At 68.1% G+C, this 24753-nt stretch carries 23 protein-coding genes; 15 read left to right on the forward strand and 8 right to left on the reverse strand.

From position 1 onward, the window contains the following. Positions 1 to 12: 12 nt before the first annotated feature. Positions 13 to 2112 carry a transketolase gene (gene tkt, locus NM962_13465; protein UVO11018.1) on the reverse strand — a complete coding sequence of 700 codons (2100 nt, stop codon included), beginning with the start codon at positions 2110 to 2112 and terminating at the stop codon, positions 13 to 15. Between the two features lie 230 nt (positions 2113 to 2342). Here tkt and NM962_13470 point away from each other — a divergent pair, with 230 nt between their 5' ends. After that, a complete protein-coding gene (locus NM962_13470; protein ID UVO11019.1) occupies positions 2343 to 3266 on the forward strand; it encodes a heme o synthase in 924 nt (307 codons plus the stop codon). On the opposite strand, the gene NM962_13475 is transcribed toward NM962_13470, so the two are convergent. Continuing rightward, the gene (locus tag NM962_13475) at positions 3263 to 3742 is read right to left on the reverse strand and encodes an NUDIX domain-containing protein (protein UVO11020.1); all 480 of its coding nucleotides are present in this window, start codon (positions 3740 to 3742) and stop codon (positions 3263 to 3265) included. The two genes, NM962_13470 and NM962_13475, sit on opposite strands and share 4 nt — an antisense overlap. Positions 3743 to 3888: 146 nt before the next feature. Here NM962_13475 and NM962_13480 point away from each other — a divergent pair, with 146 nt between their 5' ends. Together NM962_13480 and NM962_13485 are read left to right on the forward strand one after the other, a co-directional pair. Next, positions 3889 to 5526 (forward strand): PPE family protein, encoded by a 1638-nt coding sequence (locus NM962_13480; GenBank protein ID UVO11021.1) that lies wholly within the window; start codon positions 3889 to 3891, stop codon positions 5524 to 5526. A 44-nt stretch (positions 5527 to 5570) separates the two neighbouring features. Then, positions 5571 to 7205, forward strand: a complete 1635-nt coding sequence (locus tag NM962_13485; GenBank protein UVO11022.1) for a PPE family protein — start codon at positions 5571 to 5573, stop codon at positions 7203 to 7205. Positions 7206 to 7223: 18 nt separating this feature from the next. On the opposite strand, the gene NM962_13490 is transcribed toward NM962_13485, so the two are convergent. After that, complete coding sequence (locus tag NM962_13490) at positions 7224 to 8207, reverse strand: quinone oxidoreductase (protein UVO11023.1); 984 nt, start codon at positions 8205 to 8207, stop codon at positions 7224 to 7226. Positions 8208 to 8238: 31 nt separating this feature from the next. On the opposite strand from NM962_13490, the gene NM962_13495 reads away from it, so the two are divergent. Continuing rightward, positions 8239 to 8940 (forward strand): hypothetical protein, encoded by a 702-nt coding sequence (locus NM962_13495; GenBank protein ID UVO14718.1) that lies wholly within the window; start codon positions 8239 to 8241, stop codon positions 8938 to 8940. Here NM962_13495 and NM962_13500 read toward each other — a convergent pair. From NM962_13500 to mptB, 4 genes are read right to left on the reverse strand one after another with little or no spacing between them, the layout of a single operon-like run. Then, positions 8896 to 9831, reverse strand: a complete 936-nt coding sequence (locus NM962_13500) for a heme A synthase (GenBank protein ID UVO14719.1) — start codon at positions 9829 to 9831, stop codon at positions 8896 to 8898. The two genes, NM962_13495 and NM962_13500, sit on opposite strands and share 45 nt — an antisense overlap. Positions 9832 to 9888: 57 nt before the next feature. After that, a complete protein-coding gene (locus NM962_13505) occupies positions 9889 to 10677 on the reverse strand; it encodes an ABC transporter permease (protein ID UVO11024.1) in 789 nt (262 codons plus the stop codon). Next, positions 10674 to 11612, reverse strand: coding sequence for an ABC transporter ATP-binding protein (locus tag NM962_13510; GenBank protein ID UVO11025.1), 939 nt, complete (start codon positions 11610 to 11612; stop codon positions 10674 to 10676). Before NM962_13510 ends, NM962_13505 begins: the two co-directional genes overlap by 4 nt. Next, the gene (gene mptB, locus NM962_13515; GenBank protein ID UVO11026.1) at positions 11609 to 13303 is read right to left on the reverse strand and encodes a polyprenol phosphomannose-dependent alpha 1,6 mannosyltransferase MptB; all 1695 of its coding nucleotides are present in this window, start codon (positions 13301 to 13303) and stop codon (positions 11609 to 11611) included. Before mptB ends, NM962_13510 begins: the two co-directional genes overlap by 4 nt. Positions 13304 to 13520: 217 nt before the next feature. Here mptB and NM962_13520 point away from each other — a divergent pair, with 217 nt between their 5' ends. From NM962_13520 to NM962_13560, 9 genes are all read left to right on the forward strand, one after another. Further along, a complete protein-coding gene (locus NM962_13520) occupies positions 13521 to 14273 on the forward strand; it encodes a transcriptional regulator (GenBank protein ID UVO14720.1) in 753 nt (250 codons plus the stop codon). A 67-nt stretch (positions 14274 to 14340) separates the two neighbouring features. Then, positions 14341 to 15789 carry a Fe-S cluster assembly protein SufB gene (sufB, locus tag NM962_13525; GenBank protein UVO11027.1) on the forward strand — a complete coding sequence of 483 codons (1449 nt, stop codon included), beginning with the start codon at positions 14341 to 14343 and terminating at the stop codon, positions 15787 to 15789. Positions 15790 to 15804: 15 nt separating this feature from the next. Beyond that, a complete protein-coding gene (sufD, locus tag NM962_13530; GenBank protein UVO14721.1) occupies positions 15805 to 16983 on the forward strand; it encodes a Fe-S cluster assembly protein SufD in 1179 nt (392 codons plus the stop codon). A gap of 33 nt (positions 16984 to 17016) precedes the next feature. Then, positions 17017 to 17802 (forward strand): Fe-S cluster assembly ATPase SufC, encoded by a 786-nt coding sequence (sufC, locus tag NM962_13535; GenBank protein ID UVO11028.1) that lies wholly within the window; start codon positions 17017 to 17019, stop codon positions 17800 to 17802. 34 nt (positions 17803 to 17836) lie between these two features. Beyond that, positions 17837 to 19096, forward strand: coding sequence for a cysteine desulfurase (locus NM962_13540; GenBank protein UVO14722.1), 1260 nt, complete (start codon positions 17837 to 17839; stop codon positions 19094 to 19096). Between the two features lie 4 nt (positions 19097 to 19100). Continuing rightward, on the forward strand, positions 19101 to 19598 hold the full coding sequence (locus tag NM962_13545; protein ID UVO11029.1) for an SUF system NifU family Fe-S cluster assembly protein: 498 nt from the start codon (positions 19101 to 19103) through the stop codon (positions 19596 to 19598). Next, a complete protein-coding gene (locus NM962_13550) occupies positions 19595 to 19936 on the forward strand; it encodes a metal-sulfur cluster assembly factor (GenBank protein ID UVO11030.1) in 342 nt (113 codons plus the stop codon). Before NM962_13545 ends, NM962_13550 begins: the two co-directional genes overlap by 4 nt. Before the next feature lie 2 nt (positions 19937 to 19938). After that, the gene (locus NM962_13555; protein ID UVO11031.1) at positions 19939 to 20763 is read left to right on the forward strand and encodes an MBL fold metallo-hydrolase; all 825 of its coding nucleotides are present in this window, start codon (positions 19939 to 19941) and stop codon (positions 20761 to 20763) included. 100 nt (positions 20764 to 20863) lie between these two features. Continuing rightward, positions 20864 to 22597: an amidohydrolase family protein gene (locus NM962_13560; protein UVO11032.1), complete on the forward strand. Its 1734-nt coding sequence runs from the start codon at positions 20864 to 20866 to the stop codon at positions 22595 to 22597. Positions 22598 to 22621: 24 nt separating this feature from the next. Here NM962_13560 and NM962_13565 read toward each other — a convergent pair whose 3' ends face one another. After that, a complete protein-coding gene (locus NM962_13565; protein UVO11033.1) occupies positions 22622 to 23332 on the reverse strand; it encodes a DUF5666 domain-containing protein in 711 nt (236 codons plus the stop codon). A gap of 177 nt (positions 23333 to 23509) precedes the next feature. Here NM962_13565 and trxA point away from each other — a divergent pair, with 177 nt between their 5' ends. Both trxA and NM962_13575 read left to right on the forward strand, forming a co-directional pair. After that, a complete protein-coding gene (gene trxA, locus NM962_13570) occupies positions 23510 to 23884 on the forward strand; it encodes a thioredoxin (protein ID UVO11034.1) in 375 nt (124 codons plus the stop codon). A 26-nt stretch (positions 23885 to 23910) separates the two neighbouring features. Continuing rightward, positions 23911 to 24744 carry an enoyl-CoA hydratase gene (locus NM962_13575; GenBank protein UVO11035.1) on the forward strand — a complete coding sequence of 278 codons (834 nt, stop codon included), beginning with the start codon at positions 23911 to 23913 and terminating at the stop codon, positions 24742 to 24744. The last annotated feature ends 9 nt before the right edge of the window (positions 24745 to 24753 follow it).

A 24753-nucleotide genomic window follows, 5' to 3' on the forward strand; every position in this document is an offset into this window, starting at 1 on the left:
CCTCGATTGACGTCAGTTTTCCAGTGTTCTTTCGGCGGCGGCGACGACAGCCTCCGCGGTCAGACCGAACTCACGGAACAGAGTTTGGTAGTCGGCGGATTCGCCGTAGCGCTCGATCGACACGATCTCGCCGGTGTCGCCGACGATCTTGTGCCAGCACTGGGCGATACCGGCTTCGACCGCCACCCGAGCCGACACCGACGGCGGCAACACCGCGTCGCGGTAGTCGGCCGGCTGCGATTCGAACCACTCCAGACACGTCATCGACACCACGCGGGCATTGATGTCCTTGGCTGCCAAGAGTTTCTGCGCTTCGACCGCGAGCTGCACCTCCGAACCGGTGGCGATCAACACCACGTCGGGGTCCTCGGTGCCGGCGGCTTCGAGGCCGCCCAGCACGTAGCCTCCGCGTGCCACGCCCTCGGCGTCGGTGCCCTCGATGATCGGCACATTCTGCCGGGTCAGGATCAGCCCGACGGGACCGCTGCTCGCGCCGCGGGCCAAGACGGTGCGCCAGGCGTAGGCCGTCTCATTGGCATCCGCCGGTCGCACCACCGACAGACGGGGGATGGCACGCAACGCCGCCAGGTGCTCGATCGGCTGGTGCGTCGGACCGTCTTCGCCGAGCCCGATCGAGTCGTGCGTCCACACGTAGATCGGGTCGATGTCCATCAGCGCCGCCAACCGCACCGCGGGCCGCATGTAGTCGGAGAACTGCAGGAACGTCCCGCCGTAGGCGCGGGTGGGCCCGTGCAGCACGATGCCGGACAGGATCGAGCCCATCGCGTGCTCGCGAATCCCGAAGTGCAGGGTGCGGCCGTAGGGGTCGGCGGTGTACTCGCCGGTGGAGATCGACGCCGGCCCGAACGACTTGACGCCGTCCATGGTGGTGTTGTTGCTGCCCGCCAGATCGGCTGAGCCGCCCCATAATTCAGGAAGCTTGGCGCCAACTGCGTTGAGCACCTTGCCGGACGCGGCGCGGGTGGCAACGGCCTTGGATCCGGGCTCCCAGTACGGCAGCTCGGCGTCCCAGCCCTCGGGCAGTTCACCGGCGATCAACCGGTCCAGCAGCGCCTTGCGCTGCGGCTCGCGGGCTGCCCACGCCTCGAACTGCGCCTGCCAGTCGGCGTGGGCGGCCTTGCCGCGCGCCACCAACCCGCGGGTGTGGGTGATCACGTCTTCGCGGACGTCGAACGCCTTGTCCGGGTCGAATCCGAGTGCGGTCTTGGTGGCGGCCACCTCGTCGCCGCCGAGCGCGGAACCGTGGATGGCTCCGGTGTTCATCTTGCCCGGGGACGGGTAGCCGATGATCGTGCGCAGCGAGATAAACGAGGGCTTGTCGGTGACGGCCTTCGCGTTGGCGATGGCCTCCTCGATGCCGGTCACGTTCTCGCCGCCCTCGACCTCCTGGACGTGCCAGCCGTAGGACCGGTAGCGGGCCGCGGTGTCCTCACAGAGGGCGATCGCGGTGTCGTCCTCGATGGAGATCTTGTTGTGGTCGTAGAACACGATCAAGTTGCCCAGCTGCTGAACGCCGGCCAGCGAGGAGGCCTCACTGGTGACGCCTTCCTGGATGTCGCCGTCGGAGGCGATCACGTAGACGAAGTGGTCGAACGGGCTCTCGCCGGGCGCCGTGTCCGGGTCGAACAGGCCGCGCTCATACCGTGCGGCCATCGCCATGCCGACCGCCGAGGCCAGGCCCTGTCCGAGCGGGCCGGTGGTGATCTCCACACCCTTGGTGTGGCGGAACTCCGGATGACCCGGGGTCTTGGAGCCCCAGGTGCGCAGTGCTTCGATGTCGGCCAGTTCCAGCCCGAAACCGCCCAGGTAGAGCTGGATGTACAGGGTCAGGCTGGAGTGCCCGCAGGACAGCACGAACCGGTCGCGGCCCAGCCATGTGGAGTCGGACGGGTCGTGGCGCATCACCCGCTGGAACAGCGTGTAGGCCAGCGGAGCGAGGCTCATCGCGGTGCCCGGGTGGCCGTTACCGACCTTCTGCACCGCGTCTGCGGCCAGCACCCGGGCGGTGTCGACAGCGACGGAGTCGATCTCGGCCCAGTCAGCGGGGTGGTGCGGGCGGGTAAGAGCGGAGATCTCTGCGGCAGTGGTCACGAACGTCGGGTCCTCATCTTCGAGATAGGTCTTCAAAACAAGCCGGGTTGATTCTCACCCTAATGCGGGCACGCGCAGTGTTGCAGGTCGGCGTCGCCGTGTGGATTCGCCGTGAATTGACCCTGCGATTCGGACGACCTGGCCAGGCGGTCTACCATCGTCCGTAGTAGAAGCTGGCGTCCGTCCGAAGTCGAAGCTGGCGTCGCAGCTGCCATCCTAGGAGTCATCACGTGAGTATTCGCGAGCGCGCTCAGCCGCGCCGAATACGCGCTGTGCGCAGCACGTTGTTGGCGTACCTGTCGCTGACCAAGCCCCGAATCATCGAGCTGCTGCTGGTCACGACCATTCCGGCGATGCTGCTGGCGGACCGTGGCACGGTGAATCCGCTGCTGATCTTCAACACGCTGATCGGCGGGATGCTGGCCGCCGCCAGCGCCAACGCGCTGAACTGCGTGGTCGACGCCGACATCGACAAGGTGATGAAGCGCACTGCGCGCCGTCCGCTGGCCCGCGAGGCAGTGCCGACCCGCAACGCCCTGGTGTTCAGCCTGGCGCTCGGTGTCGGCTCGTTCATCTGGCTTTGGCGTACCACCAACTTGATCTCGGGCCTGCTGGCCACGGCCACCATCGCGTTCTACGTGCTGGTCTACACGATGATGCTCAAGCGGCGTACCTCCCAGAACGTGGTGTGGGGCGGGGCTGCCGGCTGCATGCCGGTCGTGATCGGCTGGTCGGCGGTTACCGGCACCATCGGCTGGCCCGCGTTGGTGATGTTCTTGGTGATCTTCTTCTGGACGCCGCCGCACACCTGGGCACTGGCGATGCGCTACAAGGAGGACTACGCGGCGGCGGGGGTGCCCATGCTGCCGGTGGTCGCCAGCGAGCACGTGGTCACCCACCGGATCGTGGTCTACACCTGGGCGACGGTGCTCGCGACGTTGGCGCTGGTGCCGGCAGCCGGGTGGCTGTACGCGGCAGTCGCGGTGCTGGCCGGCGCCTGGTTCCTGGCCATGGCCCACCAGCTGTACGCGGGAGTCCGTCGCGGCGAGCCGATCAAACCGCTGCGACTGTTCCTGCAGTCCAACAACTACCTGGCGCTGGTCTTCTGCGCGCTGGCGGTGGACTCGGCCCTCGGCCTGCCCACCTTGTTCTAAGACCCCTGGCTCCATTCGAAACGGGTTTCGGTGCCCGCGTCGAACGCGGCGTTGATCCGCCTCCGCATCCGCTCCGGCAGGCCGGGCAGCGCGGTGCGCGGGTACCAGCGCGCGTCGGTGCTCTCGTCGTCAGCGGGGTAGGGCTCGCCCGCCACCCAGCGCATCACGAAGACGTGGTCGAGGTACTGCGCCTGGTCACCGTTGACGTGGATGACGGGCGGCGTGACGTGCACCCAGGCCAGCCGCTCGGGCGCCGCGGTGACACCAGTCTCCTCGGCGACCTCGCGTACGGCGGCGTCAGCCGGCTCTTCGCCGGGGTCGACGATCCCGGTGACCGGCGCCCAGATGCCGTTGTCGGCGCGTTCGACGAGTAACACCTCGTCGCCGCGGATGACCACCGCCGTCACGCCGATCAGCCACAGCGGGGCATGGCCGATATGGGTGCGGAGGTCGACGATGAACTGAGGAGTCGGCATGTGAACAATCGTGCCAGTCGGTCCATGTGCATCACAGCATTGGCGCAGGCAATCCAGGGCCGACGCATCTTGTGCTGACGAGCACGGCCGGTATTCAATTTTCCGATAATGAAAATCATATTCATTAAGTCGGATGTTCGGCCGTGATGGCTACCGCGGCAGTGTGGATGGCCTCTCCGCCGGAGGTTTACTCGACTCTGTTGAGTGCGGGTGAGGGGCCAGGCCCACTGCTGGCGTCTGCATCCGCGTGGTCGAAGCTGAGCGCCGAGTACACCGACGCAGCAGAGGAACTCGTTGTGCTACTGCGGACCGTTGCCGCCGGGACGTGGCAAGGTCCCAGTGCCGAATCGTATGTGTCGGCGCATGCTCCCTATCTCGGTTGGCTGAATCAGGCGAGCGTGGACAGTGCGGCGGCGGCGGCCCAATGCGAGACAGCCGCGGGGGCGTATGTCACTGCGCTGGCGGCCATGCCGACGCTGCCGGAACTGGCCGCCAATCATGCCGCCCACGGGGTGCTGGTGACGACGAATTTTTTTGGAATCAACACCATCCCTATTGCACTCAACGAGGCCGACTACGTGCGCATGTGGGTGCAGGCCGCCACGGTGATGTCGACCTATCAGACTGTCTCCGCCGCTGCCGTCGGCTCGGTGCCGCAGCCCGGCCCGGCGCCGCAGATCGTGAAATCCGAGGCGTCCCAAGCCGCTGACGATGACGGTGACGAAGGCGACGACGACAATCCGTTGGGGTTGCCGCAGTGGCTCGTGGACGCGCTGGAGAAGCTCGGCATCGGAGACAGTCAGCTGGCTCACGATCCGACGGTCAACACCGCTCTTGACCAGGCGATCGCGCACCTGCTGCAGAATTTCGGCTACAACTGGGATCCGGCCGGAGGGACCCTGAACGGACTTGACTACGACTATTACTCCAACCCGGCCCAGTTGAGCTTCTGGGTGGCACGCGCACTGGAACTGTTGGAGGACTTTCAGTACTTCGGGCAGTTGCTGACCCAGAATCCGGTGCAGGCCGTCCAGTGGTTCATCAGTTGGCAGCTGTTCGACTTCCCGACTCACATCCTCGAGGTGGCCCAATTCCTGGCGCAGAACCCGGCCCTGATCGCTGCGTTGGCAGTCCCGGCAGTAGCGCCGCTCGGCGCGGCGGGTGGGCTCGCCGGATTGGCCGGTCTGGCCGCGCTGCCACAGCCACCTACGTCGGTGCCAATCGTCACGGTGCCTGATCTCCTTCCCGCCTTCGGGTCGTCGTCAGTCCCGGGGGCGCCGCCGCCACCCGCACCGGCCCCGGCGCCGGCTCCAGCGCCGGCCCCCGTGACGGCGGGTGTCAGCGGCCCGGCGCCGCCCCCGCCGCCAGGTGCCGCGCCGTTCTTCCCGCCGTATCTGCTCGGCCCGCCCGGCATCGGTACCGGATCCGGCATGCCCGCCGCCGTGGGAGCGTCGCGTAAGGCGTCCGAGCCGCGCGGTTCGGCGGCTGCCGCTGCGGCAACCGCGGCCGAGCACGACCAACTGCGGGCCCGACGTCGCCGGCGTAGCAAGCTGCGCCGGCCTGACGACGCCGTCATGGACCTCAACGTCGAGGTGATACCGGATTGGGCTGATCCGGCCGACCCGAGCGTGACAGCGTCGTCTCGCGGAGTGACCGGATTCGCCGGGACGCTGGCCCGCGACCACGCACGGGCCGGAGGGCTGACGGTCTCGTCCGGCGGCACCTTCGACGACACGCCGCGTATGCCCTTGCTGCCGCGCGGCTGGCAGGACGAAAAAGGGTAGGAGTTCGGCAACCCGAAACTACGGATTCGCTAGAGTGAATTCTCGTGTTCGGGCCGATGTGGATGGCGTCTCCTCCTGAGGTGCATGCGACGCTGCTCAGTTCCGGTCCCGGTCCCGGCCCCCTGCTCGCTGCCGCCGGCGCATGGTCGTCGCTGAGCACCGCTTACACCACGGCGGCGCAGGATCTGACCGCACTGCTGGCATCGGTGGCGGCAGGATTGTGGCGCGGTGTCGCCGGTGAGCAGTATCAGGCGGCGCATCTGCCGTACCTGTCGTGGCTGTATCGGGCCGGCGTTGACAGTGCCCGGATGGCGGCAGCACATGAACAGACGGCGGCGGCCTATACCGCCGCGCTGGCGGCGATGCCGACGTTGCCGGAGTTGGCCGCCAACCACGCCACCCACGGAGTCTTGGTGGCGACGAATTTTTTCGGGATCAATACCGTTCCCATTGCTCTCAACGAGGCCGACTACTTCCGGATGTGGGTCCAGGCTGCGACCACGATGGCGACCTATCAGGCGGTCTCCGAAACCTCGGCTGCAGCGACCCCCGGTGTCACCGCGCCGGTCCCGATTCAGAAATCGGCCGCGGACTCATCGCCGCAATCATCGGAAAACCCGTTGCAGGGACTGCTCGACTTCCTCGATCCGATCCTGAAGGCCCTGGGCATCCAAGACGGAGTGACCGCCCATGATCCGATGATCTCCAACGCCCTGACCACCGCCGTCTCGCACTTCCTGCAGAACTTCGGGATCAACTGGAATCCCGCCGCCGGCACCCTCAACGGCCAGGTCTATGACTACTATTCCAATGCCGCGCAACCGATCTGGTACCTGGCGCGCTCCCTAGAGCTGTTCGAAGACTTCCTCAACATCACCCAGGACCCGAGCCAGATCATCCCCGCGCTGCAATACCTTGCGGCGCTGGCGCTCTTCGACTGGCCAACCCACATCGCCCAGCTGGCGACGACGATCAGTCAATCCCCGGCCCTGTTCATAGCCGCGGCGGGCGCCGTGGTCGCTCCCGCCGGCACGCTGGGCGGCCTTGCCGGTCTGGCCGGGCTAGGTCTGCCGGCGCCAGGGGTGGGTGCGCCCCCCGCGCCGCCGGTGTTCGTCGCCGACGTGCCGGGCGCCGCGGTCGGTTCGCCGGTGATGGCACCACCCACCAGCCCGCCCGCCGGACCGCCGGCGTCCGCCCCGGCTGGTGCAAGCCCGCCGGCCTCCGCACCCGCGCCGCCGGCGGCCGTGCCCGCGAGTGCGCCGCTGATTCCCTACCTGGTCGGTGGCGGGCCTGGCATCGACTCGGGTTCGGGGCTGGGCGCGCACGCCGGTGCGCCGGCCGCTGCCAAGAAGAAGGCGCCCACTCCGTCCGCCGGCTCTGCAGAGGCGGCAGGGGCCGCTCGCCGGTCCAAACGGCTCCGACGCCGCGCGACCAGACCGGGCCACGATGACGCCGTGATGGGTCTGACGGTCGGCGTCAGCCCGGATTGGGGCCCCACACCGGCCTCGGATCACGGCGCCGGTGAGTTGGGACGCGCCGGTGCCGCACGCAGCGAGCAATCCCAGCCGACGGGGCTGACCCGGGTGGCAACAGCCGAATTCGCCGACGGTCCGCGGCAGCCGCTACTGCCCGAGAGCTGGAACGCGGCCTGGGCTGACAGCGGCGACCCGCCGCACTAGGCCGAATCCGGTGACCCGCTAGGCATCGAGCACGATCGAGCCGACAGTCTGGCGGCCCTGCAGATCGCGATGGGCTTGGGCCGCCTCGGCCAGGGGATAGTGCCTACTGACCGTCACCGTGATCGTGCTGTTGCCGATCGCCTCGAACAATTCGCCCGTGCGCCAGGTGAATTCCGGTGCGGTACGGGTGAAGTGAGCCAGGTTCGGACGCGTGAGGTAGACCGAGCCCGCGGCATTGAGCCGCTGCGGGTCCACGGGCGGCACCGGACCGCTGGCCGCGCCGAACAGTGCCAAGGTGCCCCGGACCGCGAGGCTGGCCAAGCTGGCGTCGAACGTCGCCGCCCCCACCCCGTCGTACACCGCGACCACCCCACCGTCGACCAACTCCCGGACCCGGGCGCCGAATGCCGCGGCGTCTTCCGGCGCCGTGCCGGGGTAGTCGAGCACCTCCACGGCGCCGGCTTGCCGCGACAATTCGGCCTTGGACGGACTCGACACCGTGGTGATCACCCGCGCACCGAGCGCGGTGGCCCATTGGGTCAGGATCAGTCCCACTCCGCCGGCGCCCGCGTGCAACAACACGGTGTCGCCGGACTGTACGGAATACACCGACTTGATCAGGTAATGCGCCGTCAGGCCTTTGAGCAGTGCGGCTGCGGCCACGTCGCCCGCAATGCCGTCGGGGATGGCGGCCGTCAAAGATGCTGGGGCCGTGCAGTACTGGGCGTAGGCGCCGGTCGCTGCCGCCGTCACCACGCGATCACCCACCGCCAATGCGGTCACTCCCGCGCCAACCTCGGCGACCGTGCCCGCGGCCTCATTGCCCACCACGAACGGCAGCTCGGCGGGGTAAATCCCGGAGCGGAAATACGTGTCGATGTAATTGACCCCGACGGCCTCGACCCGGATCAACACCTCACCAGAGGCGGGGGAGGGCTGTGGTCTGTCAACCAGGTTCAAAACTTCTGGGCCGCCGGTCGCGGCCACTTCCACGGCGTGCATGGTGACTATCATCTCTGAATGTGAGGTCTGCATGAAGCTGGCCCGGCCCGACATCTTCCATCCGCGCATCGTGCTGGCGGTCGATTCGCGGAGCGGCCACCGCGATGGAGTCGAGGCCGACGAGGACGCCGGCCTGGTCGCGGCGCTGCGCCACCGCGGGCTGCATGCCCGCCGATTGCCTTGGGATGACCCGGAGACGCTGGAAGCGGACCTGGTGATTCTGCGCACGGCCGGTGGCGGCTCAACCCGGCACGCCGAATTCACGAAGTGGACGACGCAGGTGGCCCACCTTCTGAACCCCCCGGAGGCGGTGGCCTGGAACGCCGACCGTCGTTACCTGGCCGACCTGCAGTGCGACGGGGTGCCGACGTTGGCGGGACCGCCACCCGCTGAGCTGAGCACGTTGGTGTTTTTCGGGGCCGGCCGATCGCATGCGTTCGGCGCCGCGGGCTCCGACCCGGACTTCGAACTGTGGGATGTCGGACGTGCCGCGCTACGTTCGGCCGCGGAGCGCCTGAGCATCCGGATCGAAGAGCTGCTCTACGCGCGTGTCGACGTAGCCGGAACCGCCTCGGATGCGCGCTTGGTCGGCTTGGATCTGATTGCGCCGCAATTGGGTTTCGGCGAGCTCGACGCGCACGCACGAGACCGGGCGCAGCGCCGCTTCGCCGTCGAGGTCACCGCGGCGCTAGAGCGACTCGGGTTGGGTCCGCTGGCGCAGCGACGCCCATAGGGCCGCGGTCGCGCCGGTGACCAGCACCGCACCCGCCACGTGCAGGGTGACCAGCACGGCGGGCACGCCGGTGAAGTACTGGACCACGCCGATCAGCCCTTGAACCAACGTCAGGGCAGTGACCACCGCCAGTCGGCGCATCACCGGCTTGGCCGCCTGCACCGCAGCCAGCCCGAAGGCCAGGCCCACCAGTAGACCGAGGAATCCGATCAGCAGCGACTCATGCAGGTGGGCGAGCGTGGCGACCTCCACCTTGAGGCGGGCCACCGTGCGGGCCGCGCTCTTGTCGCCGGCGTGCGGGCCGGCGCCGGTCACCAGGGTGCCGGTCACCAGCACCGCGGACAGCGTGACGGCACACAGCGCGGTCAACCCGCGCAACGGCGCCGAGACCCGGTAGGTCACCACCGCCGACTCGTCATCGGTCTGGCCGACTTTCGCGTAGAACTGCACCGCCAGCCACACCATCAGCATGGAGACCAGCAGGTGCACGGCCACCGTCCACCACGCCAGCCCGGTGCGTACGGTGATCCCGCCAATCACCGCCTGCAAGACCGTGGAGCCGGGCATCAGCCAGGCGTAGACCAGCACCTCGGTGCGTCGGCGGGCCCGGATCACGGCCAGCACAGCCAGTGCCGCGGTGATCACGACCGCGAAGGTGACCATCCGGTTGCCGAACTCGATGGCCTGATGGATCCGCGGAACTTCTGAGACGGCCACCGGGACATAGCTGCCGGGGAAGCACTGCGGCCAGGTCGGGCAGCCCAATCCGGATGCGGTGACGCGCACGATCGCGCCGGTGATCGAGATGAATCCCTGGGTGAAGACGACCGCGGCAGCCAGCCATCGCTGGGTGCGCAGGCCCGGTTCGGGTAGCAGGTCCACCAGGCGCATCAGGAACCGTCCCACGGGCCTGATCGTAGAGGATCGGTAACTACATCCCGTAGTAGGTCAGCTGAATCGGAACCATCGCACGGCACCGACGGCGGCCAACAGACCCCACACCGTCACCACCGCGATACCGAACCAGTCGATCGAGACGCTCAGCGCTTGTGCCAGCGCCTCGGTGAGCGCCCCCGACGGGGTCAGTCGGGCGAGCCAGCGGACCGTGCCCGGCACCAGGTCGGTCTCGACCGTCAGTGCGGAGAACCCGCCGAACACAAACCACATCAGGTTGGCGCCGGCCAGCACGATCTCGGCGCGCAGACTGCCGCCGAGCAACAGGCCCAACGCTGCGAAACAGGCGGTACCGAGCGCGATGACCACCGCGCCCAGGGCGAGGCCGGCCAGTGTCGGCCGCCAACCCAGCGCCGCACCGATCGCCCCGAGCAGGACCGACTGCAGCAGAACGACGGTGGCCACCGACAGAGATTTGCCGGCGATGACGCCCCAGACCGGTAGCGCGGTGGCGCCCAGTCGTTTCAGGGCACCGTAGCGCCGGTCGAACGCCACGGCGATCGCCTGCCCGGTGAACGCGGTGGCGATCACCGCCAGCGACATGATCACCGGCAGCACCGTGGTGGCGCGTTCCGCGTGGCCCTCGCCGAACGGACCCAGCGGCAGCACCGTCAGCCCGATCAACAGGGTGATCGGAATGAACATCGTTAACAGCAGCTGCTCGCCGTTGCGCAGCAACAGGGTCAGCTCCAACCGGTACTGCGCGGCCAGCATCGCGGGCACGCTGGCCGGACGAGGGTCGGGGGTGAAGGTGCCGGGTGCGAAGACCTGCTCGGTACTCATGGGCGTAGCTCCCGTCCGGTCAGCTCCAAGAACACGTCCTCGAGGCTGCGCTGCTCGACCCGAAGCTGGGTAGCCAGCACATCCATGTGGGCGCACCAAGAGGTCACGGTCGCCAGCACCTGGGGGTCGACTGTTCCCTCGACCAGGTATTCGCCGGGCAGCACCTCGCTGGCTCGATAACCCTCCGGCAACGCTGCGATCAGCAACGACAGCTCCAGTCGCGGCGGTGCGGTGAACCGCAGCTGCCCCTGGGCGCCGCTGCGCGTCAACTCCGCCGGCGTGCCGGCGGCGACCACCGCGCCGTGGTCGATGATCAGCAGCCGGTCGGCCAGCTCCTCGGCCTCACGCAGGTGGTGCGTGGTGAGCACCACCGTCACGCCGTCGCGGCGCAGGGCGTCGATCAGCTCCCACACCAGCAGTCGGGCGTGCGCATCCATACCGGCGGTCGGCTCGTCGAGGAACACCAGCTCCGGCCGGCCGACCAGCGCGCAGGCCAGCGCGAGCCGCTGCTGCTGCCCGCCGGAGAGCCGGCGGTAGGTGGTGCGGGCAGCATCGGTCAGGCCCAAGGTGTCCAGCAGCCACTGTGGGTCCAGCGGGTTGGCCGAATACGACGCCACCAGCTTGAGCATCTCCCCGGCGCGGGCCGCCGGGTAGCCACCGCCGCCCTGCAGCATCACCCCGATGCGTTCCCGAAGCCGGTCATTGTCGGCGACCGGGTCCAGGCCGAGCACTTCGATGGTTCCGGCGTCTGGGCGGACGAATCCCTCGCACATCTCGACCGTGGTCGTCTTGCCGGCGCCGTTCGGGCCGAGCAGGGCGAACACTTCGGCGGTCCGTACATCGAGATCAAGGCCGGCGACCGCTTCGATCGCAGCAGGACCGGTCCCGTAACGCTTGCGTACCCCGCGCAAGCGCACCGCGACAGCTGAGTTCACGGAGAATCAGCGTAAGCGTCGGTGGCAGCGGCCGGCCGCGGGGTCGGCTCCTCGGCCGATGCGGTGCTGGTCGGGGTGTCATCTTCGGGCGGCAACTCGCGCCACGGCAGCCGCCGATAGGTCAGCAGGAACAACCCCAGCACCACGACGGCACTGGCCAGGGTGGCGTCCACGATCTGGAACAGGGCGAAACGATCGCCGTTGGCGGTCGGGCCGAAGATGCCCACCACCAGGGTTACTGCGATCACCGCGACCCGGAAGTTCGGGCGGGTCGCCCAGGCAGCGAGTGGGATGATCGCCCACAGCAAATACCACGGCTGGACCACCGGGAACAGCAGGACGGTGATGCCCAGCGCAACGCCGAGGCCACCGACCGGATGCAGCCGGCCGTTGAATACCACCAGCAACAGCCACACCACCAGCACCGCGATGATCAGGACACCGATGGCACGGGTCAGCGACAGCACCGCGGTGGTGTGATCACCCAGTCCCAACAGGATCCCGACCTGGCCAGTGCCGAGGGCGATCAGCGTCGGCGGCGACATCCAACTGCGCACCACGTTGGCCGTGCCCAGGGTGAACACCCACCCGAAGCCCAGCCCGCTGGCCCAGCCGATCAAGCCGGCCACCGCCGCCGCCAGGGCGGCCATGCTCGTACCGGCCAGCAGAAACGCCCGCAGGTCGCCGCCCCACCGCCAGCCCAGCGCCATCGCGACAAAGCCGAGTGCCAGCAGCGACGGCAGTTTGACCTGCGATGACAACGTGATCAGCACCGCACCGGCGAGCAGTTCGGCCAGCGGTGCCCAATTGTGGGCGTTCTGGCGCGCCCGCAGCGGCGGCAGCAGGGGCTGGGCCGCGGTGATCCCGCGCAGGGCGAACTCGGTGCCGGTCAGCATGAGTCCGAGCATCAACGCCTCGTTGTGGATCCCGGCGACCAGATGCATCAGCAACAACGGGTTGGCCGCCCCGAGCCACAGGGCGCTGACCTCGGCGACCCCGCAGCGCGCCGCCAGGCGGGGCACCGCCCACACGATCAATCCGACCCCGAGCAGTACCACCACCCGGTGGCACAGCACCGCGGTGACGATGTTTTCCCCGGTCAACGCCGAGATTCCGCGGCCGATCCACAAGAACAGCGGCCCATAGGGCGCCGGCGTCTCCCGCCAGAGGCTGGGCACCGACAGGGTGAAGACGTGGTCAAGGCCCAGGGCCGGTGCCGGGCCCACTCGGTAGGGGTCCAGTCCCAGCCGGGAGATTTGGCTCTGCGCCAGGTAGGAGTAGACGTCCTTGCTGTACATCGGTGGGGCGACCAGCAGCGGCAGCATCCACAGCAGCAGCGTGCGGTCGAGCTGGCCGCGCGACATCCGCCGCTTTCCCGACAGGGCGAACCGCCCCAGCATCAGCCAGGCCAGTGCCATCATCACCGCGCCGGTGGTGGTCATGGTCAGCGCTACGGTGGCCAGCCGCGACGGCAGGTTCAGCAGCCGGACTCCGAAGGTCGGGTCTTGCACCACCGGCCGCGCACCGGCCCCCAGGGCACCGATCGCCATGAGCATGGTGCCGGTGGCACCGAACAGCCGAGTGCGCTGCAGTGCGACCAGCTCAGCGGCATTAAGCGGGGAGCCGACGGTGCGCTCGTCGCCGTGCAGGTGCGCGATCGACGTGCTCAGCGAGTGCCGGCGGAAGGCCATCCCAGCAGCGTAACGGCCGCTCTTGGATGCCTGGGGGCGCCCGGCGCCGCACGGGATGTGATCAGCGCAACGGTCGAACCGGCCCGAACTGAGGTAACCCTTTCTAGACCGAGCCCTGGAATTGCGTCACACTGGTGTTGTGAAAATCGAGGCCTCCGAAATGGGGGAGGTGAAGGCCACAACCGAAACCGCCGGGCCAGGCTCCGGCGGTGCGGTGATGGCAGGCACCCCGCTGGCGGCCGATGTCGCCAGTGGCCACGACACGCGTCACGCGGTGGTACGCCTGCTGATGGAATCCGGATCGATCACCGCGGGGGAGATCGGCGCCCGCTTGGGCTTGTCGGCCGCCGGAGTGCGTCGCCACCTGGATGCCCTGATCGAGATGGGTGACGCCGAGGCACATGCGGCGGCTTCCTGGCAACAGGTGGGGCGCGGGCGTCCGGCGAAGCGGTTCCAGCTCACCGAAGCCGGCCGCGGCAAGCTCGGCCACCGCTACGACGACCTCGCGGTGGCCGCCATGCGTCAGCTGCGCGAGATCGGCGGCGAAGACGCGGTGGTGGACTTCGCGCGCCAGCGCATCGACACCATCCTGGCCAAGGTGGCAGCCGTCGCAGCCGGCAAAGGCACCGACGACGACGGCGACCTGGAAGCCACTGCGCAACGCATCGCCGGCGCGCTGACGGAGGCCGGTTACGCCGCCACCACCGCGCGGGTGGACGGTGGCGTGCCGGCGGTGCAGATCCTGCAGCACCACTGCCCGGTGGCCAACGTCGCCAAGGAGTTCCCGGAGTTGTGCCGGGCCGAGCGGCAGGCGATGGCCGAAGTGCTGGGCACCCACGTGCAGCGGTTGGCGACCATCGCCGACGGCGGCTACGTCTGCACCACCCATGTGCCACTGACCAACCGGAGCGTCAAGGTCGCCAATGCCGGCAAGTCCGGCGCCGCCGCGGCCGCCAAAAAACAGCATTAGCAGCACCGACCGACCTTCGGCACACACCCTGCGCCGAAGCCATCACGAGCACCGAAGGAGTGTCACCATGACACTGACGCCGGAGGCCACCACAGCAGCTGTGGAGCCGACCACCCAGGAAGAGACGATCGCGTCGCTGGGCCGGTACGAATACGGTTGGGCCGACACCGATGCCGCGGGCGCTGCCGCCCAGCGCGGGCTGTCCGAAGCCGTGGTGCGCGACATCTCGGCGAAGAAGAACGAGCCGGAATGGATGCTCGAAGCCCGCCTGCGGGCCTACCGGACCTTCATGAAGAAGCCGATGCCCAACTGGGGTTCGGACCTGTCCGGCATCGACTTCGACAACATCAAGTACTTCGTGCGGTCCACCGAGAAGCAGGCCCAGACCTGGGACGACCTGCCCGATGACATCCGCAACACCTATGACCGCCTTGGCATCCCGGAAGCCGAGAAGCAGCGCTACATCGGTGGCGTGGCCGCCCAGTACGAATCCGAAGTGGTCTACCACAAGATCCGCGAGGACCTTGAGGCACAAGGCGTCATCTTCCTTGACACCGACACCGCGCTCAAGGAGCACGAGGAGTTGTTCCGCGAGTACTTCGGCACGGTGATCCCGGCGGGAGACAACAAGTTCTCCGCGCTCAACACCGCGGTGTGGAGCGGGGGATCGTTCATCTACGTACCCAAGGGCGTACATGTCGACATCCCGCTGCAGGCCTACTTCCGGATCAACACCGAGAACATGGGCCAGTTCGAGCGCACGCTGATGATCATCGACGAAGACGCCTACGTGCACTACATCGAGGGCTGCACCGCGCCGGTGTACACGTCGGACTCGCTGCACTCCGCGGTGGTGGAGATTGTCGTCAAGCCGGGCGGCCGCTGCCGCTACACCACCATCCAGAACTGGTCGGTCAACGTCTACAACCTGGTGACCAAGCGGGCCCGGGCCGAGGCCGGCGCCACCATGGAGTGGGTCGACGGCAACATTGGCTCCAAGGTCACCATGAAGTACCCGGCGGTCTGGATGACCGGCGAACACGCCAAGGGCGAAGTGCTCTCGGTGGCGTTCGCCGGCGAGGACCAGCACCAGGACACCGGCGCCAAGATGCTGCACCTGGCGCCGAACACGTCGAGCAACATCGTGTCCAAGTCGGTCTCGCGCGGTGGTGGCCGTTCCTCCTACCGGGGTCTGGTCGAGATCCACAAGGGCGCACACGGAGCCAAGTCGAGCGTGAAATGCGATGCGCTGCTGGTCGACAACGTCAGCCGCAGCGACACCTACCCCTACGTCGACATCCGTGAGGACGACGTCACCGTTGGCCACGAGGCCACCGTGTCGAAGGTCAGCGAGAACCAGCTGTTCTACCTGATGAGCCGCGGCCTGACCGAGGACGAAGCAATGGCGATGGTGGTGCGCGGCTTCGTCGAGCCGATCGCCAAGGAACTGCCGATGGAGTATGCGCTGGAACTCAACAAGCTGATTCAGCTGCAGATGGAAGGCTCGGTGGGCTAGGTGACTTCGACTGGTTTGACGCCCGCCCCGGCGGCCAACCTGACCGCGGCGGTCGAAGGTGGCACAAAGGGCACCGCGTTCACCTCGTTCGACGTCGAGGCATTCGAGGTGCCGCACGGTCGCGATGAGGTGTGGCGGTTCACCCCGCTGCGCCGGCTGCGCGGCCTACACGACGGCTCCGCGGTCGCCGACGCGCCCGCCGGCATCGAAGTCCGCGGCTTCCACGGCGTGCGGACCGAGACGGTCGCGCGCGGCGACGAGCGGTTGGGCGCCGCTGGTGTACCCGCGGACCGTATTGCGGCCCAGGCCTTCTCGTCGTTTCGTGAGGCGACGGTGGTCACCGTGCCCAAGGACGTGAGCGTCGAGGAACCCATTGAGATCACTGTCACCGGCCCGGGTGCGGGAGCGACGGCCTACGGCCACCTGCAGCTGCGTGCCGAGGAACTGTCACGGGCAACCGTCGTGATCAACGTGCGCGGCAGCGGAACCTATGCCGACAACGTCGAATTCGTGGTCGGCGACGGCGCACAACTGACCGTGGTCTGGATCGCCGACGCCGCGTCGGACCTGGTGCACGTCACCATGCACCACGCGGCGCTGGGCAAGGACGCGGTGCTGCGCCACAACGCCGTACAGCTGGGTGGCGAACTGGTACGCCTGACAGGCCGGGTCCGCTTCGACGGTCCGGGCGGGGACGCCGAGCTGCTCGGCCTGTACTTCGCCGATGACGGCCAGCACCTGGAATCGCGCCTGCTTGTCGACCACGCCCAGCCCAACTGCCGCTCCAACGTGCTCTACAAGGGTGCGCTGCAGGGCGACCCCGATTCGGCGCTGCCGGACGCCCACACCGTCTGGGTCGGCGACGTGCTGATCCGCGCGAGCGGTGTCGGCACCGACACCTTCGAGGTGAACCGCAACCTGGTACTGGCCGACGGCGCCCGGGCCGACTCGATTCCCAACCTGGAGATCGAGACCGGAGAGATCGTGCAAGCTGGGCACGCCAGTGCGACTGGACGATTCGATGATCTCCAGTTGTTCTACCTGCAGGCGCGCGGCATCCCGGAAGAGCAGGCCCGACGCCTGATCGTGCGCGGCTTCTTCGGCGAGATCATCGCCAGGATCCCCGTTCCGGCTGTGCAGGAGCGCCTCACCGAGGCCGTAGAGCGTGAACTCGCGGTCACCGAGAACCAATAAACCCGAACGCATCTCTAAGGACACGAATCAGCAATGAGCACACTGGAAATCAAGGGTCTGCATGTGAGTGTGTCGCCCGGCGGCGCCGGCGACGACGGCACGGCCGACATCCCGATTCTGCACGGGGTCGACCTGACGGTGAACTCCGGTGAGACACACGCCCTGATGGGCCCGAACGGGTCGGGCAAGTCCACCCTGTCCTACGCGATTGCCGGGCACCCCAAGTACACCGTGACGTCGGGGTCGATCACGCTGGACGGCGAGGACGTGCTGGCGATGAGCGTCGATGAGCGTGCACGCGCGGGCCTGTTTTTGGCTATGCAATACCCGGTCGAGGTGCCCGGGGTGTCGATGTCGAACTTCTTGCGCACCGCGGCGACCGCCGTGCGCGGTGAGGCGCCGAAGCTGCGGGCCTGGATCAAGGAGCAGCGCGCGGCGTTCGCCGAGTTGGGCATCGACTCCGCATTCGCCGAGCGCAACGTCAACGAGGGCTTCTCCGGCGGTGAGAAGAAGCGCCACGAGATCCTGCAGCTGAGCCTGCTCAAGCCGAAGATCGCGATCCTCGACGAGACCGACTCCGGCCTGGACGTCGACGCGCTACGGGTGGTCAGCGAAGGGGTGAACCGCTACCAGCAGGCGGAGAACGGTGGCGTGCTGGTGATCACGCACTACACCCGTATCTTGCGCTACATCCAGCCGCAGTTCGTGCACGTCTTCGCCGGCGGCCGGATCGTCGAGTCGGGCGGGCCGGAGCTGGCCGACGAGCTGGAGGAGAACGGCTACGAGCGTTTCACCGAACAGGCAGCTACGGGAGCCTGACATGACGGTGTCAGACAAGACGTTGTCGGACACGATGTTGTCGGTCGGTGCTCCGGCGGTGCTGGACCTCGAAGCGATTCGGGCGGATTTCCCGATCCTGAACCGCGTCATGCGCGGTGGGAGCCGGCTGGCCTACCTGGACTCCGGGGCCACCTCACAGCGTCCACTGCCGGTGCTCGACGCGGAGCGTGAGTTCCTGCTGAACGCCAACGGCGCCGTGCACCGTGGGGCGCACCAGCTGATGGAGGAGGCGACCGACGCCTACGAGGACGGCCGGTCGGCGATCGCGCGCTTCGTCGGCGCGGAGCCGGACGAGCTGGTGTTCACCAAGAACGCCACCGAGTCGCTGAACCTGGTGTCCTATGTGCTCGGCGACGACCGCTTCGAGGCGGCCGTCGGCCCGGGTGACGTCATCGTCACCACCGAGCTGGAACATCACGCCAACCTGATTCCCTGGCAGGAGCTGGCGCGGCGCACCGGTGCGACCCTGCAGTGGTACGAGGTGACACCCGACGGGCGTATCGATTTGGATTCGCTGGAACTCGACGAGCGGGTCAAAGTCGTTGCGTTCACTCATCACTCGAACGTGACCGGCGCGCTGGCCCCGGTCGCCGAGCTGGTGTCGAGGGCCCGCGCGGTGGGTGCGCTCACCGTGCTGGACGCCTGCCAGTCCGTTCCGCACCAGCCGGTCGACTTCCACGCCCTGGGTGTGGATTTCGCGGCGTTCTCCGGGCACAAGATGCTGGGGCCCAACGGGATCGGCGTGCTCTACGGCCGGCGGGAGCTGATGGCGGCGCTGCCGCCATTCCTCACCGGCGGATCGATGATCGAGACGGTCACGATGGCGTCGAGCACCTACGCGCCCGCGCCGCAACGTTTCGAGGCCGGCACGCCGATGACCTCGCAGGTCGTCGGGCTGGCCGCCGCCGCTCGCTATCTCGATGCCATCGGGATGGACGTGGTGGCCGCCCACGAACGTGAGCTGGTGGCCGCCGCACTCGAAGGGCTCGCCGGCATTCCCGGGGTGCACATCGTCGGGCCGACCACGACCCTCGACCGCGGCTCGCCGGTGTCATTCGTGATCGACGGCGTGCACGCGCACGACGTCGGGCAGGTGCTCGACGACGACGGTGTCGCGGTGCGGGTGGGCCACCACTGCGCAATGCCGTTGCACCGCAAGTTCAATGTCGCCGCGACCGCCCGAGCCTCGTTCGCGGTGTACAACACCCACGAGGAGGTGGAGCGTCTGCTGGCGGGCGTTCGCCGGGCCGTGGAATTCTTCGGGGGAGTGTGAGACGTTGCGTCTTGAGCAGTTCTATCAAGAGGTGATCCTCGATCACTACAAGCATCCGCAGCACCGCGGTCTGCGAGAGCCCTACGGCGCGCAGGTACACCACGTCAACCCCACCTGCGGTGACGAACTGACGCTACGGGTGGCGTTGTCACCCGACGGTACGCAGATCGCCGACGTCTCCTACGACGGGCAGGGTTGCTCGATCTCGCAGGCGGCGACCTCGGTGCTGGCCACCCAGGTGATCGGTCTGACGGTGGAACAGGCGTGCGCGACATTCGACGCATTCCACGAGATGGTGTCGTCACGAGGCACCGTGGAAGGCGACGAGGACGTGCTCGGCGACGGCATCGCGTTCGCCGGGGTGGCCAAGTACCCGGCCCGAGTCAAGTGCGCGCTGCTCGGCTGGATGGCGTTCAAAGATGCGCTGGCGCAGGCGCTCGCGAAGACAGAGGAACAGACGCTGGCATCCGTCAGTGGGACAACCCAGGAGATGAATCGATGAGCGAATTGGGACCGGACGAGTTGCTCGCCGAAGTCGAGGAATCGATGCACGACGTCATCGACCCCGAGATCGGCATCAACGTGATGGACCTGGGCCTGGTGTATGACCTGTCGATCCGGCAGGACGAGGACGGGGCGGCCGCGGTCGTGACCATGACCCTCACCTCGCCGGCCTGCCCGCTGCAGGACATGATCGCCGAGCAGGTCGAGAACGCCACCGTGGGTGCTGGCCTGGTCAAGAAGGTCGACCTGTCCTGGGTCTGGGAGCCGGCCTGGGGACCGGACAAGATCACCGATGAGGGCCGCGAGATGATGCGCGCAGTCGGTTTCACGGTCTGACCGTGCCGGCATCCGCGTTCTGGCTGTGCCGGACCTGCGGTGTCGAACACGATGCGACGCCGCAGGTGTGTGCGATCTGCGAGGACGACCGGCAATGGGTGCCGCAGGACGGCCAACGCTGGGCCACCTTGGACGGCTTGGCCGCCGAAGGCATGCAGTCCTACGCCTTTGAATTGGAACCCGGGCTGATCGGGATCGGCAGCAATCCGCCGCTCGGTATCGGTCAACTGGGCAAGCTGGTGTGCACCCCCAGCGGCAACGTGCTGTGGGATCCCTCGGGATTCCTCGATGCGGCCGGGGTCGCCGTGGCGCTCGAGCAGGGGCCGGTGCTCGGTGTCGTCGCTAGCCACCCCCACATGTTCGGCGCCCAAGTGGAGTGGGGCCGACGACTCGGCGGGGTGCCGGTGTATGTCAACGCCGCTGACAAAGAGTGGGTGATGCGGCCGGATCCGGCGATCCGATACTGGTCCGGCCGCCTGGAGCTCGCTGACGGGCTCACCCTGATTCAGGTCGGGGGCCACTTCCCGGGCAGCTCCGTCGCGTGCTGGGACGCCGGTGCCGACGGTCGCGGGGTGCTGCTGGTCGGCGACACGGTCTTCCCGAACCCCGACCGGCGCACCGTGGCCTTCCTGCGCAGCTATCCCAACCGGATTCCACTGTCGGCGGCCGTCGCCCAGCGGATGGCCGCAACGATGGAACAGTTGCGCTTCGACCGCATCTACGGGCTGCATAGCAACACCATCGACACCGATGCGGTGGCAGCGGTCCGGTTCTCGGCGGACCGTCACGCAGCCTGGGCGCGCGGCGACCACGACGACCTCACCTAGCGCGGGACCGGTCAACGTTGTCAGGTGTCCCGGCCGGCGGCCCGGGGGACACGCGCTGCCATACTCGTCGCGTGACTGTGACTGAAAACGAGCGGACACGGTGACGACGAGCAGGCGACGGTTTATGGCCGGGATGGCGGCCGCAGCGGCGGGCACAGCTGTCGGCGGACTCGCGGCGTGCGGATCGCGGGGGCCGGGGGCCGACACCATTTTCATCGGTGGTCCGGTGGTGACGGTGGCGCCGGGCGCTCCGGAGGCCGAAGCGCTCGCGGTCACCGGCGGACGGATCAGCCAGGTCGGCACTGCCGACGAGGTGCTGCGACTGCGGGGGTCGGGAACCACCGTCGTCGACTTGCGTGGCCGGGCGTTGCTGCCGGCGTTCGTGGAGCCGCACGGGCATCCCTTCGAGATGGGTTCCACCCTGGCCCCGCCGGCGATCGATGTGCGGCCCTTCACGGTGCCGACCGCGAATGGGGTGTTCGCGAAGCTGGCCGAGGCGGTGGCGGACACACCCAAGGGCCAGCCGATTCTGCTCAACGGGGTGGATCCGCTGCTGCAGAGCGGGCTGCAGCCCTTCACCCGTACCGAACTCTCCAGACTCGCCCCGAACAACCCCGTGGTGATCATTTCCAACAGCGGCCACGCCGCCTATGGCAACACCGCCGCATTCACCGCAGCCGGCATCACCAAAACCACCCCCAACCCGGCCGGGGCGCAGTACATCCACGGGCCCGACGGCCAGCTGACCGGCGAGGTGCGCGAGGCGGCGGCGGTGATGGCGCTGGTCGCGCCGTTCTCCGGCGCGATCATGGCCAACGCCGGGGACAATCTGCGCTGGGCCTACGCCCAACTCGCCCGCGCGGGAATCGCCACCGCCACCGAGCATTCCTATGACGCGCGTGCGCAGTCCGAGGTGTTCGGCAAGCTCGCCCAGCAAGCCGACTGCGCGGTGCGGGTCCGTGCCTACGAGATCGGCACCCCCGACCTGGCAGCGGATACGAAGAATGTTCGCGGGAAGCGGGCCCGCGCCGATGTGCTGTTCGACAAGATCGGGATGAAGATGTGGGCGGACGGTTCGCCCTGGCAGGGCAACATCTTCACCACCTTCCCGTATCTGACCAACGCCACCACCGCGAGCATGGGCCTGGGGCCTGACCACCGCGGCCGGATGAACTACCCGCCCGAACAGATCCAGGAACTGACCAAGGCCTTCGTCGACCAACACTGGCAGGTTTCCTGCCACGTCCACGGTGACGCCGCGATCGACGTGGTGCTGGACGCTTTCGAACAGGCGCGCACACCTCCGGCGCTGCGGCCCCGGATCGAACACGTGGGGGCCATGCGACCCGATCAGTTCGCGCGGGCCGCGCAGCTGGGAATCACCCCCAGCCTGTTCATCGAACACATCTATTACTGGGGAGATGTGTTGGTGGACAAGCTGTTCGGCCTGGATCACGGGTCGCACTGGATGTCGGCGCGTTCGGCCCTGGACGCCGGTCTGCGCCTGTCGTTCCACAATGACGGCACCGTCACCCCGCCCAACCCGATCGGCAACATCGCCACCGCGGTCAACCGCATCGCCAAGGGCAGCGGCCGGGTGCTGGCCCCCGAACAGCGCATCGGCGTGGATGCGGCGATCAAGGCGCAGACACTCAACGCTGCCTGGCAACTGCGGCTGGACACCGAGATCGGCAGCCTGGAGCCCGGCAAGTACGCCGATCTGGTGGTGCTGTCGCACAACCCTCGCCGGGTTCCGCCGGCCGAGCTGCGTGACGTGGCCGTGGAGGCCACCTACCTGATGGGCCGCCAGACGTACGGGAAGGTGCTGGGGTAGCGGCTCGGGAGCCCCGAGGCCCGCTTACGCGGGCGGCTCGGGGCAGTTGCCATCGCCGGCCCACACGGTGACCCGGGCGGCCTGCAGCACACCGTCGCCGTCTTTGGTCCCGCCCGCGGCGACACACTTGCCGGCGCTGATCGACGGCGCGCTGACGGTGATCATCCGGCGGACGTGGGTGCTGTCGTTGAGCGTGACGGTGGTCGGCCCGGACGGGCCACTGACGGTGAGGGTGTCACCGGAGACCGACTCGACCACACCGCGGACGCCATGGTGCGGCTTGGCCGGTGCCGGGGCGTCGGCCGCCGCTGCGGGGCGCTGCGGGCACTTGCCGTCGACAGTGGTGCTGATCGCCACGAACTTCGCCGTGATGGCGCCGTCGTCAGCAGCGGTGCCGTCCCGCCCGGAGCCGGCCTTGATGCAGGTCCCGGCGGTGATCTCGGCGCGCTGCGCGGGCACCGACTCGAAGATCCGGGTGCTGTCGGTCAGGGAAACGGTGGTGGTGCCCGACGCGCGGGCAACCTCGAACGTGTTGCCGGACACTGAGGAGACCGAACCCATGACGTGGTCGCCCTGGGCGTGTGCCAATGCTGGGACGAACAGTCCGGCCGCGAACAGCGCCGTCGCGCCGGTCAGTGCGCGGATCGTCAGGTTCGTGCGGCGGTCCCAGCTTCGCCTCTCCTCCGTCGAGGCTCGCTGAACCGCCGGGGTGGGTGTGCTCGGGCGGGGCGACATCGGCAGTCTCCGTTCGTTGATATCGGCGGCGGCGGGTGCCGTCGGCCGGTGCTACCACCGTCGATGGTCGAGTTAGCGACCAGCTAGCTTCCAGCTGTGAGCCCGCTGTGTAGACCTCTCGACCCCCGGGCGACGGCCACCGGGAACACCGCGGCGTATCCAGGCGTTGGCCCAATCATGGCAACTCAAGACCTCACCGCAGCGAAGTTCGAAGAAACCATCGCCGACAACGACATCGTGCTCGTCGATTTCTGGGCGTCCTGGTGCGGGCCGTGTCGATCGTTCGCTCCGACGTTCGCGGCCGTCTCCGAGAAGCACCCCGACGTGGTGTTCGCCAAGGTCGACACCGAAGCCGAGCAGCAGCTGGCGGCTGCCGCCCAGATCCGCTCCATTCCCACCCTGATGGCGTTCAAGAAGGGCACGCTGGTGTTCAACCAGGCCGGCGCGCTGCCCGCCGCGGCGTTGGAGAACCTGGTCCAGCAGGTCAAGGATCTCGACGTCGAAGCCGCCTTGGCCGAACAGGCCGCTGCGGGCAAGCCCGACCAGGTCTGAGGGCGCGCACGCGATAGCGTGCATCCGTGTCTTCCGAATCCGAGTTCGTCTCCGAGTTCGTCAAAGTCGAACGCCCGCGTCCACACGTCGCCCAGATCACGCTGAACCGCCCCGAGCGGATGAACTCCATGGCGTTCGACGTCATGGTTCCGCTGCGCGACTTGCTGGCGGAAGTCAGCTACGACAACTCGGTACGGGTGGTGGTACTGACCGGGGCGGGCCGGGGGTTCTCCTCGGGCGCCGACCACAAGTCCGCGGGTTCGGTGCCGCACGTGGCCGGATTGACCCGGCCCACGTTCGGGTTGCGGTCGATGGAACTGCTCGACGACATCATCCTGGGGCTGCGGCGCCTGCACCAGCCGGTGATCGCGGCCGTCAACGGGGCGGCTATCGGTGGCGGCCTGTGCCTGGCGCTGGCGGCCGACATCCGGGTCGCCGCGTCGGGCGCCTACTTCCGGGCCGCCGGCATCAACAACGGACTGACCGCCAGTGAGCTGGGGCTGAGCTACTTGTTGCCCCGGGCGATCGGGGCGTCTCGGGCGTTCGAGATCATGCTGACCGGGCGCGACGTCGACGCCGCTGAGGCCGAGCGAATCGGGTTGGTTTCGCGTGTGGTGGAGCAGCCGGACCTGCTGGACACCTGCTATGACATGGCCGAGCGGATCGCCGGTTTCTCCCGGCCGGGGGCCGAATTGACCAAGCGGACGCTCTGGAGCGGACTCGACGCCGGTAGTCTGGAGGGGCACATGCAGGCCGAGGGGCTCGGACAGCTCTACGTGCGCCTGCTGACCAGCAACTTCGAGGAAGCCGTCGCTGCGCGCGCCGAGAAGCGCCCACCGGCCTTCACTGACGATAAGTAGCAATAACAC

This window comes from Mycobacterium sp. SVM_VP21 (assembly GCA_024758765.1).
In the GTDB taxonomy this organism is placed as follows: Bacteria; Actinomycetota; Actinomycetes; order Mycobacteriales; family Mycobacteriaceae; genus Mycobacterium; species Mycobacterium heraklionense_C.

Bases quoted from the DNA above. Each gene is read 5' to 3' on its own strand.
- NM962_13475 (UVO11020.1), bottom strand. From the start codon at position 3,742: ATGCCGACTCCTCAGTTCATCGTCGACCTCCGCACCCATATCGGCCAT.
- NM962_13480 (UVO11021.1), top strand. From the start codon at position 3,889: ATGGCTACCGCGGCAGTGTGGATGGCCTCTCCGCCGGAGGTTTACTCG.
- NM962_13490 (UVO11023.1), bottom strand. From the start codon at position 8,207: ATGCACGCCGTGGAAGTGGCCGCGACCGGCGGCCCAGAAGTTTTGAAC.
- NM962_13495 (UVO14718.1), top strand. From the start codon at position 8,239: ATGAAGCTGGCCCGGCCCGACATCTTCCATCCGCGCATCGTGCTGGCG.
- NM962_13500 (UVO14719.1), bottom strand. From the start codon at position 9,831: ATGCGCCTGGTGGACCTGCTACCCGAACCGGGCCTGCGCACCCAGCGA.
- NM962_13505 (UVO11024.1), bottom strand. From the start codon at position 10,677: ATGAGTACCGAGCAGGTCTTCGCACCCGGCACCTTCACCCCCGACCCT.
- mptB (UVO11026.1), bottom strand. From the start codon at position 13,303: ATGGCCTTCCGCCGGCACTCGCTGAGCACGTCGATCGCGCACCTGCAC.
- NM962_13520 (UVO14720.1), top strand. From the start codon at position 13,521: ATGGCAGGCACCCCGCTGGCGGCCGATGTCGCCAGTGGCCACGACACG.
- sufB (UVO11027.1), top strand. From the start codon at position 14,341: ATGACACTGACGCCGGAGGCCACCACAGCAGCTGTGGAGCCGACCACC.
- sufC (UVO11028.1), top strand. From the start codon at position 17,017: ATGAGCACACTGGAAATCAAGGGTCTGCATGTGAGTGTGTCGCCCGGC.
- NM962_13540 (UVO14722.1), top strand. From the start codon at position 17,837: ATGTTGTCGGTCGGTGCTCCGGCGGTGCTGGACCTCGAAGCGATTCGG.
- NM962_13550 (UVO11030.1), top strand. From the start codon at position 19,595: ATGAGCGAATTGGGACCGGACGAGTTGCTCGCCGAAGTCGAGGAATCG.
- NM962_13565 (UVO11033.1), bottom strand. From the start codon at position 23,332: ATGTCGCCCCGCCCGAGCACACCCACCCCGGCGGTTCAGCGAGCCTCG.
- trxA (UVO11034.1), top strand. From the start codon at position 23,510: ATGGCAACTCAAGACCTCACCGCAGCGAAGTTCGAAGAAACCATCGCC.